We start from the raw sequence: 9,769 nt of genomic DNA on the forward strand, positions 1-9,769 counted from the left end.
AAAAATTGAAGAAAGCTTTTGATTTTCCTGATTCACACGATTTCTTCAGATATGGACGCGCACAATGCTAATTCCACAATTACAAAAAGTTTTAACAACACCTATTCTCCAAAAAAGCAGACAAAATCAATCTAGATTGACTGTCATCTTTTGGTACAGTCTAAGTCTAACTTTTGCTGTTGGTTATATTCTTATGGGGCTGCGACAAGCTTTCAGTAGTAAATATATAGTCAGCAACGACGCACGGGAATATATTTCTTGGATGTATCGTTACTTTAACCCAGATTTATTTCCTGGGGATTTAATCGCTGATTATTTTCAGTCGGTGACACCAATTGGATATGATATTCTTTATAAAATAATTGTGGCTTTAGATATCGATCCAACTTTATTTAGCAAACTTTTTCCACTAATACTGGGACTTATTACAACTAGCTATTGTTTTGCAGTCTGTATGCAGATATTACCAGTGCCAATGGTAGGGTTTATCGCATCTTTACTTTTAAATCAAAGTCTTTGCATACATGATGACCTATTTTCTGCGACTCCTAGAGATTTTATTTATTCCCTATTTTTAGCTTTTCTATATTATTCAATACGGTCTTCTCTATTTGGTATATTAATTGTGCTTGCACTCCAATGTCTAATATACCCTTTAATAGCTTTTGTTGATTTATTAATTTTATTCATGAGAATATTTCGCTGGAAAAATGGGCAGATAACTATTTCTCCGAACCGAAAAGATTTTATTTTATTTGTAGCAGGCATGATGATTGCTGGTATTCTAATTTTACCTTATGCCATTCAATCATCACAATTTGGACCGACAATTACTGCTGCTGTTGCAAGAACTATGCCGGAATACTGGCGTGGAGGAAGAGTCAGCTATTTTAATCATAATATTATTAGTTATTGGTTTGATGGTAGAGATAGCGGTTTTTTTGCTTTAATTGCACCTCCTCAATTATTATTTGGTTTATTATTACCAATTATCCTGAAATTCCAGTCTCACTTTATCCTAACCAAGCAAGTAAAGAATGAAGTAAAACTATTACCACAGGTAGTAATAGCTAGTTTAATAATGTTTTTTACTGCCCATGCCTTAGCTTTTAAACTGCACTGGCCTAGCCGCTACACCCATCATACTTTTAAGATAGTACTTGCTCTTGCAGCAGCAATCTCTATTACCTTGATTTTAGATGCTACATTTCGATGGTCGAGACAAAATGGGAGACAAATTTTAATCTTGGGGACTATTATGATCCTTGGTGCAGGACTCGTTTTCTACCCTAGCAGCTTAAAAGTTTTTCCCAAAACCCTTTATATAGAAGGTAAAGTCCCAACATTATATAATTTTTTGCAAAAGCAACCGCAAAATATTGTCATAGCCTCTACTTCCGAAGAAGCAGATAACATACCTATCTTTGCTCAAAGAACAATTTTGGTGGGTAAAGAATATGCTTTACCGATCCATACAAAATATTACGCTCAATTTCGCAAGCGGATGCTTGACCTTATTAATGCCCAATATAGTGAAGATATTAACCAGATTAAAGACTTTATTCAAAAATACCACGTAACTTTTTGGCTATTAGAACGTTCTGCATTCATCCCAGAATATATAACTAAAAACACTTGGCTACAACAATATCAGCCAGCGGCACAACAAGCGAACATAAAGTTACAGAAGGCTGTACCTGTCTTAGCTACATTAATTAACTCTTGTGCAGTTTTTGAGACTGATAATTTAGTCCTTCTGAAAACAGAATGTATCAAAGTCGTAACTAAGATTTGAACACTAACTAGATTAATCTTTTTAGCAACAGTTGCTTTGCATTGGTATTAAGGAAGAACTTGAATCAACTGGTACTCTTTAAATGTACCGATAATGCGGTGAGGTCTAAATAATTTAGGAGACTGGTCAGCATATATCCAAGCATAGCCCAAAGCTGGTATTTGGGAAATAGAGACTACTGGTTGGGGGCGAATAGAAAGATAGAAATTAAACAGTACTTTGGTTTTAGCGTCTATTTGTAGATAGTAGGTAGGATGAGATTGGACAATTGAGGCGATCGCACTTTGTTGTAAAAATACTTTCAAAGCAGGATTATAGTCACTTAACAGCCCTATGCTACCTGTCACCGCCAAAGCTAGCCAACTGGGAATTAACCAACCTGCAATCCAGTAAGGGGCTGTGAGAAACTTTTTGCCAAAGTGGTAACGACTAATCCACACTACAGGCAAAATTAACCAACCCAAGCCCATAGCCAAGCCAATAGTTGCATACTTGCGAATATCAGAACCACCCCAACTAAGAACGCCAATACTCGCTATAACAAGTAAAACACCTAACCCACCAAAGCCATAACTGAGATTTCGAGGAAGATTCTTGATGGCAAAAAGGGATAATATATTTATTCCACGTTTTTCAAAAGGTAATTGTGAGGGAATCCCTGTCTGGTAAATATCACCTAACCAGTTTAAACCCACAGATGCAAACAAAGCTATGAACGGATAAAGGCAAAGACTATAGTGAGGGAAACGACTGCTAAAAATACTAAGTTCACAAAATAGGACAAGTGACAAGCCAACTAATATTAACTGGTAACGAGGAATGGGACGACGGAGAGTCAAAATTAAACCTAAAATCCCGAAAAAAGCCCAAGGAAATGCTCTTAAAGGGATATTCCATATATAAAACAGCGGCCCATTATTATAATGATCCTCAGAACCTTGCCGCACAACAAACTTGAACAACTCCTCAAAACTCTGATTTCCGTAGTGCAGCCAGCTGAACCACAGCCAAACACCGGTAGGTATTAAACCTACAAAAAAGCCTAAATACAAAATTGGGTTAGTAAGATGATTATGACGGCGATGTTCCCAAATTAAATAAGGGAATAAAGCTATAATTGGCAAAAAAATCATAAAGCTTCTGACTAAGAAGCCTAAACCTAAACTTAAACCAGCTATAAAACTCCAAAAATAGCGATATTTAGGATGTAATTCCGTTTTTATTAAAGACAAAATAGCTAAAAGTACCAAGAAAATCATTGGTACATCAGGTGTACTTAAGCGGCAGTATTGCAGCCAGAGAAATTCCACACTTAAAATTGCAGCAGCTAGCCAAGCTAATTTTTTGCCCAGCATAATTTTGCCGATTTCATACACCAGCCATAAGCTAAAAATACCAGCAATCATACTAGGAAGACGCGCACTGGTATCACTGATACCAAACAGCTTGTAGAAACTAGCAATTAACCAATAAGGGCCAGGGGTTTTATGATGTGCTTTTTCCCAAGGATCTATCCAATTACCAGAATCAAACATCAGACGTGCACGCGATGCGTAAAGCCCTTCATCATGTGCCATCAGACTATTGTGCCCAGAAGTAAATAATAATAAAGGCAGTATCCAAACTAACAAACTAAAATAGGGTAATGATCCGACTAGACGGATTTGTCGCCAAATATGCTGCAATAAGTGTAGTTTATAGAACATTGAATTGCTCAAAATTGAATGCTGCTATTTAGACGAGTTTATGTGTCCTGGTGTTATTAAAATATCTTACATAGTGATTGTGAAAAAATACCTAAAATTGCCGCATTTTTCGGAAAAAGTAATCCCAAACAGAGATTTATGCAGTTAAGACCAAACCAACGCCTGAAATTAGACGACACAGACGATAAACTGTTCTATGCCTATCCCCGCTTCGTCACCCATGTCGATGAAGGATTTATTCGACAGCTAACGGATTTATATCGCGATCGCCTCAAACCCAACACCCGCATTTTTGATATGATGAGCAGTTGGGTGTCTCATCTGCCAGAAGAGATGCAGTTTGACCATGTGGAGGGACACGGACTCAATGCTGAGGAACTAGCACGTAATCCCCGCTTAAATCATTACTTTGTGCAAAATCTCAACGAAAATCCGCAGCTACCTTTACCAGATGAAGATTTTGATGCTGTCCTCAATTGCGTATCTGTGCAGTATGTGCAATATCCAGAAGCAGTATTTTCCGAAATGTACCGCATCTTGAAACCCGGTGGTGTGGCAATTATCAGCTTTTCTAACCGGATGTTTTTTGAAAAGGCGATTCAAGCTTGGCGGGAGGCTTCAGAAGTAGAGCGAGTGGAATTAGTCAAAGCCTACTTCGCCTCAGTTCCAGGATTTACAACCGCAGAAGTTATAGTTCATAAGTCAACATTACCAAATTTATTCCAGTGGTTGGGTGCAGCTGGAGGAGACCCGTTTTATGCCGTCATAGCTTACCGCAGTTAAGCCAAATAGTTACAAGTACAGCAAAGGCGTAAATCCAGCTACTATCTCAAACAAGACTTGGGGCTTAAGCCCCCTAGCCCCCCTTCCCGACAAGGGAAAAAGCAGGGTGGTTTCATACAAGCAGAGAAAAACTAAAACTGGGTTTCAAAGCCTCTCCCCCACGGGGAGAGAGGAATGGAAGTGAGGGAAAAAGCCTAGACACAAAACGAGAAATCAAGACTTATGTATTTTTCTTTTTTCGTATGAAACCACCCTGCTTCCCGACAAGGGAAAAAGGGTTTCAAAGCCTCTCGACCTTTCGGGGAGAGGAATGGAAACGGGGTTTTTAGTATATTTTAAGACATTTCAAACATCCTCTAAGGCGAAAATCCCCTAATGAGAACTGCCGGAAATTTCAGAGGTTAATTCATCCTCAAAAGCCTTGTTCAATAGTTGCTACTTAAATTTTTATGAATACAAACCTAGTAAGTAAACCGACTTAAAAGATAAACTTTAGATATTGATTAGATACCGAACTGTTGCAGTTCTAGATTTAATTATATGACCTCTGATCCAACTTCTGAACAACCTATATCCAAATCTGCGGCTGCTGAAGCGTTGGACGTAGAGCAGCAAGATCAGACAGATGCTTTATTTCCCATCGTTGGCATTGCCGCATCGGCAGGGGGATTGGAAGCATTTACAGAATTACTCAAGCATTTGCTCGCCGATACAGGGATGGCATTTGTACTGATTCAGCATTTAAACCCTAACCAGAAGAGTCAGTTGAGCGAGATTCTGGCAAAGATGACAGTCATGCCTGTGAGTGAAGTGGAAAAGGGCATGACTGTAGAACCGAATCAGGTGTATATCATTCCGCCAAACACCGAGATGATCTTGTCTGATGGGGTGCTGCAACTGACGCCGCGAAAGAAAGTTCACGGAAAATATATGCCTGCTGATGCATTCTTTAGTTCATTGGCAGATGAGCGCAAACACAAAGCGATCGCAGTGGTTTTATCTGGGATGGATGGAGACGGTTCACTAGGACTCAAAGCAATTAAAGCCGCAGGGGGTGTGACTTTTGCTCAATGTCAACAAACAGCAAAATTCGACGGTATGCCTAATACCGCTGTGGCAACAGGTCAGGTAGACTTCATCCTGCCGCCAGCAAAAATTGCCGAGGAACTGGTAAAACTAAGCCGCAAGAAGTTTGTTGTTCCTTTGCTTGCCGCCGAAGCGGTTGAAGACTCCTCCCAAAGCCATGCTCTATCGATTATCTTTGGGTTGCTGTACTCAACAACAGGCGTAGACTTCAGTCATTACAAGCTGACCACAGTTGCTCGCCGAATCGAGCGACGGATGCTGTTGTACAATTTTGAACAGTTGGAAAATTATGCCCAGTATCTTCAAGAGAATTCGGCTGAAATCAAGGCACTGTATGAAGAAATTCTGATCCATGTTACCCATTTTTTCCGTGACCCGAAAGCTTTTGAACTATTGAAAGAGCGAGTCTTTCCTGTGATCACTCAAAATAAATCGGCAGAGGCTCCAGTTCGGATTTGGGTCGTGGGATGTTCTACGGGTGAAGAGGTCTACTCAATTGCTATCTGCTTGCTGGAGTTTTTGAGAAATAAAACAATTTATCCGTCTATCCAGATTTTTGCGACGGACATCAGCGAGATGGCGATCAATAAAGCCAGATCGGGTATCTATAAAGAAAACCAGATGGTGGAGGTTTCACCGTTACGACGACACGACTTTTTTATTCCTTTAGAAGGGGGTAAATATCAAATCAGCAAAGCTGTGCGTGAACTGTGTGTGTTTGCCCGACAAGACTTGAGTAGTGACCCTCCCTTTTCCAATATAGATTTGATTAGCTGTCGGAATATACTGATTTATTTAGGAGAGACGTTACAAAAACGGGTAATACCCATCTTTCATTACAGTCTCAATCCAACTGGCTTCCTGCTGCTAGGAACTTCAGAAAGCGCAGGTAAGTACTCAGACTTATTTAGTTTGATTGACAAAAAATATAAAATATATGCAAAGAAGCCAAGTACCACTCAAACAATTTTTTCTTTTGCTAAAAGCAACTTTCCGATCGCAAAACTGCACGACTCGAAGCCGATAAATTCAAATCCATCGGATAGGTTTGACTTAGAGAAAAAAATTGACCAAGTAATCTTGAATAACTATGCCCCAGTGGGTGTAGTAATCAACGACTTGATGGAAGTGCTGGAACTTCGAGGAGAAATCGATGTCTACCTGAAAGTTGTACCTGGAGAACCAAATTTCAACTTATTCAAAATGGTGCGCCAGGGCCTGCTCAGAGAGCTACAAGTGGCAATTTTTCAGGCACAACAGCAAAAGATTTTAGTTAAAAAATCAGGGTTACGCATCAAAGAGAAGGATCAATTAAGAATCGTCAATCTTCAGGTGATTCCGTTCCAAGTTCCAAGTGAAGAATTTTACTTTTTAATTCTATTTGAACAAGCTCTACCCACAGCTAGCAACCTCAGTGTGGTAAATCCCCTAAGCCAAGAGCAGGGAAAACTAGAGCAAGAGATTATTTGGCTCAGGCAGGAACTTGCAGCCGCTAACCTAGAGCGGCTCGCGGCTCAGAAGTATGTGCAAGCAGTAATTCAAGAGCAGCAAGATGTCAATCAAGACCTGAAAATTGCCAATGAAGAAATTCTATCGAGTAATGAAGAGTTACAAAGTACCAATGAGGAGCTAGAAACTATCAAAGAAGAGATTCAAGCAACCAACGAAGAACTTAATATTACAAATGAAGAACTTCGCTGTCGAAATTTGGAATTACACCAACTCAACAATGATCTGACAAATCTGCTTGCCAGTATTAATATTCCAATTTTGATGTTGACTAAGGACTTGCGAATTCGACAGTTTACGCGGATGGCGCAGCGATTATTCAATTTTGTTCCTACCGATGCCGGGCGACCCCTGAGCCAGATCAAAGCTAATCTCAACATTTCCGATTTAGAATCTTTAATTTTGGAGGTACTAGAGACTCTTAGCATCAAAGAGCTAGAAGTCCAAACCCAAGGCGGACATTGGTTTAACCTCCGCATCCGTCCTTACCGCACCAAAGCAAACCAGATTGATGGTGTGGTTTTGGTTTTGCTCGATATTGATGCCCTGAAACGCAGTGCAGCAACCTTAGAAACAGCACGGAATTACGCCGAAGCGATTGTGGAGACAGTACAAGTACCGTTAATCGTACTTAATTCTAATTTGCGGGTGAACAAAGCTAATCGCTCATTCTATGAAACGTTTCAGATTTCACCATTAAAAACAACTCAGTCTCTGATTTTTGAACTAGGGAATGGTCAGTGGAACCTGCCCGGACTACGAGAGCTTCTAGAAGATATTCTTGCTAACAATACTAATATTAAAAACTTGGAGGTAGAACATTATTTTGAGCAAATTGGGCAGAAAACTATGCTGCTCAATGCTTGGAAAGTTGTTCAACAGGAAGAGGCTCAAATGATTTTGCTGGCGATTGAAGATATTACCGAACGCAAGCAGTTTGAAGCAGAGCGATCCGAGCTTTTAGTACAGGAGCAGTTAGCCCGTCAAGAGGCTCAAACCGCAAACCGAGTCAAAAATGAATTCCTGTCGAACCTCTCCCATGAACTTCGTAACCCGCTCAATACTATATTAGGCTGGACGCAACTCTTGTCCACCCGTGATTTGGATAAAACAGCAGTTACTCGCGCCTTAGAAGTTGTGAAGCGGAATGCAAGGGCGCAAGCTCAGTTAATTGATGATATGCTGGATGTTTCACGGATTACGAGTGGAAAGCTTCATTTAAACACTCATGTAATTGATCTCGTCTCTGTAGTGGGTGCTGCGCTTAAGTCTGTCCAATTATCCGCAGAGGCGAAAACCATTCAAATTGTTTCGCGGTTGACCTCTGCAACGGTTATCGGAGATGAGGATCGCTTACAGCAAGTTCTGTGGAATTTATTTTCTAACGCCATTAAATTCACTCCATCCGGTGGGCGAGTAGAAATCACGCTAGAGGCTGTATATACTCACGCCCAGATCCGAGTCAGCGACACAGGAATTGGCATCCAGGCAGACTTACTGCCCTATGTATTTGATCGCTTCCGTCAAGGAAATTCCAGCAGCAGCAAAACCACTCAAGGGCTTGGGTTAGGTTTATCTATTGTCCGTCACCTTGTAGAACTTCACGGTGGAACAGTTCAAGCAGAGAGTCCAGGCGAGGGGCAGGGAACTACAATCACTGTGCGGCTGCCTCTGCGCTCAACGCCCTTGGAGATTACTGCACTAAGTTATTTAGAGCCGAACGTTTTGTCACAGATGGATACATTAGATGGTAAGATTCCATCCCTTACCCTTGAAGGGCTGTGCATCTTGGCTGTAGATGATCAAGCGGACAGCCGCGACTTAATCAAGTGGATGTTAAAAGACTCCGGGGCTGAAGTAGTAGTCGTGACATCGGCAAGGGAAGCGATCGCTGCTTTAACTGAATCTCCTGGCAGATATAATGTACTTCTAGTAGATATTGGGATGCCAGAAGAAAATGGTTTCTCCCTGATTCGTCAGGTTAGGGAGCTTGATGCCTCTGCGGGGGGACAAATTCCAGCAGCAGCAATCTCTGCCTATGTTACCGAGCAAGAGCGGCAATTGGCAATTAGTGCTGGGTTTCAAATGCATCTGGCTAAACCAATTGACCTTACTCAATTGGTATTGATGATTGCAAAGTTGAGTGGACGAGTCACAGATAGAATGAGCCGAAAATCTTTAACAAGTAGGCGATCGTAAGCAATCTTATTTACTAAAACTACACTATACAAGCTGATTGTAGAAATTTATAGTTGAGCTGATAGTAGTGCTTACAGTAGTTTTCATGTATTTGAACCACATCTGTCGTAAGGGCACAGCATTGCTATGCCCCTACCGTGTGGTCTATTTAGCTGAGAGCTAGTTGGCAATACGCTTGGGTTAAGAATTTCTTCCTTCTCTTTGCGTCCTTTGCGTCCTTGGCGGTTCATGCCTGCGGTAAATGCTCGCCAACGCATTTGTTATTTCGACGTACTCATTTGTTATTTCAGCGTACTCATTTGTTATTTCGGCGCACTCATTTGTTATTTCGGTATACTCATTTGTTATTTCGGCGTACCCATTTGTTATTTCGACGTACTCATTTGTTATTTCGACGTACCCATTTGTTATTTTGGCGTACCCATTTGTTATTTCGACGTACCCATTTGTTATTTCGGCGTACTCATTTGTTATTTTAGCAAAGAGTTCAAACCTATGCTGGTGATACTTGTGTGTTCCCCAGTCCCTAATTCCCTGCCCCCTGCCATTCTGGCTGGGAAAGTTCTTTGATCGGCAAAAACAAACTCGCTTGAATATCCTGGCGCACAACGTCTGTTAGCTGACAGTTGCTATTGAGGCAATCAATAAGCAACTGATTGGCATAGTAATATTGTTGCAATACTTGCTGTTG

The 9,769-nt window shown here is 40.8% G+C and carries 6 protein-coding genes; 3 read left to right on the top strand and 3 right to left on the bottom strand.

What is annotated here, in order from left to right:
* The first annotated feature begins 64 nt into the window (after positions 1 to 64).
* The gene (locus V7L29_RS05425; RefSeq protein WP_334734782.1) at positions 65 to 1,795 is read left to right on the top strand and encodes a hypothetical protein; all 1,731 of its coding nucleotides are present in this window, start codon (positions 65 to 67) and stop codon (positions 1,793 to 1,795) included.
* A gap of 47 nt (positions 1,796 to 1,842) precedes the next feature.
* Here V7L29_RS05425 and V7L29_RS05430 read toward each other — a convergent pair whose 3' ends face one another.
* Complete coding sequence (locus V7L29_RS05430) at positions 1,843 to 3,501, bottom strand: ArnT family glycosyltransferase (RefSeq protein WP_334734783.1); 1,659 nt, start codon at positions 3,499 to 3,501, stop codon at positions 1,843 to 1,845.
* A gap of 138 nt (positions 3,502 to 3,639) precedes the next feature.
* On the opposite strand from V7L29_RS05430, the gene V7L29_RS05435 reads away from it, so the two are divergent.
* Together V7L29_RS05435 and V7L29_RS05440 are read left to right on the top strand one after the other, a co-directional pair.
* Positions 3,640 to 4,284: a class I SAM-dependent methyltransferase gene (locus tag V7L29_RS05435; RefSeq protein WP_334734784.1), complete on the top strand. Its 645-nt coding sequence runs from the start codon at positions 3,640 to 3,642 to the stop codon at positions 4,282 to 4,284.
* Positions 4,285 to 4,824: 540 nt separating this feature from the next.
* Positions 4,825 to 9,078 (top strand): chemotaxis protein CheB, encoded by a 4,254-nt coding sequence (locus V7L29_RS05440; protein WP_334734785.1) that lies wholly within the window; start codon positions 4,825 to 4,827, stop codon positions 9,076 to 9,078.
* An 83-nt stretch (positions 9,079 to 9,161) separates the two neighbouring features.
* Here V7L29_RS05440 and V7L29_RS05445 read toward each other — a convergent pair whose 3' ends face one another.
* On the bottom strand, positions 9,162 to 9,335 hold the full coding sequence (locus V7L29_RS05445; RefSeq protein ID WP_334688542.1) for a hypothetical protein: 174 nt from the start codon (positions 9,333 to 9,335) through the stop codon (positions 9,162 to 9,164).
* A gap of 269 nt (positions 9,336 to 9,604) precedes the next feature.
* Positions 9,605 to 9,757 (bottom strand): NACHT C-terminal helical domain 2-containing protein, encoded by a 153-nt coding sequence (locus V7L29_RS35415; RefSeq protein ID WP_442944136.1) that lies wholly within the window; start codon positions 9,755 to 9,757, stop codon positions 9,605 to 9,607.
* Positions 9,758 to 9,769: the final 12 nt, after the last annotated feature.

Origin of the sequence: Nostoc sp., from assembly GCF_036916575.1 — a bacterium.
Taxonomy (GTDB): Bacteria; Cyanobacteriota; Cyanobacteriia; order Cyanobacteriales; family Nostocaceae; genus Nostoc.

Bases quoted from the DNA above. Each gene is read 5' to 3' on its own strand.
- V7L29_RS05425 (WP_334734782.1), top strand. From the start codon at position 65: ATGCTAATTCCACAATTACAAAAAGTTTTAACAACACCTATTCTCCAA.
- V7L29_RS05430 (WP_334734783.1), bottom strand. From the start codon at position 3,501: ATGTTCTATAAACTACACTTATTGCAGCATATTTGGCGACAAATCCGT.
- V7L29_RS05435 (WP_334734784.1), top strand. From the start codon at position 3,640: ATGCAGTTAAGACCAAACCAACGCCTGAAATTAGACGACACAGACGAT.
- V7L29_RS05440 (WP_334734785.1), top strand. From the start codon at position 4,825: ATGACCTCTGATCCAACTTCTGAACAACCTATATCCAAATCTGCGGCT.
- V7L29_RS05445 (WP_334688542.1), bottom strand. From the start codon at position 9,335: ATGCGTTGGCGAGCATTTACCGCAGGCATGAACCGCCAAGGACGCAAA.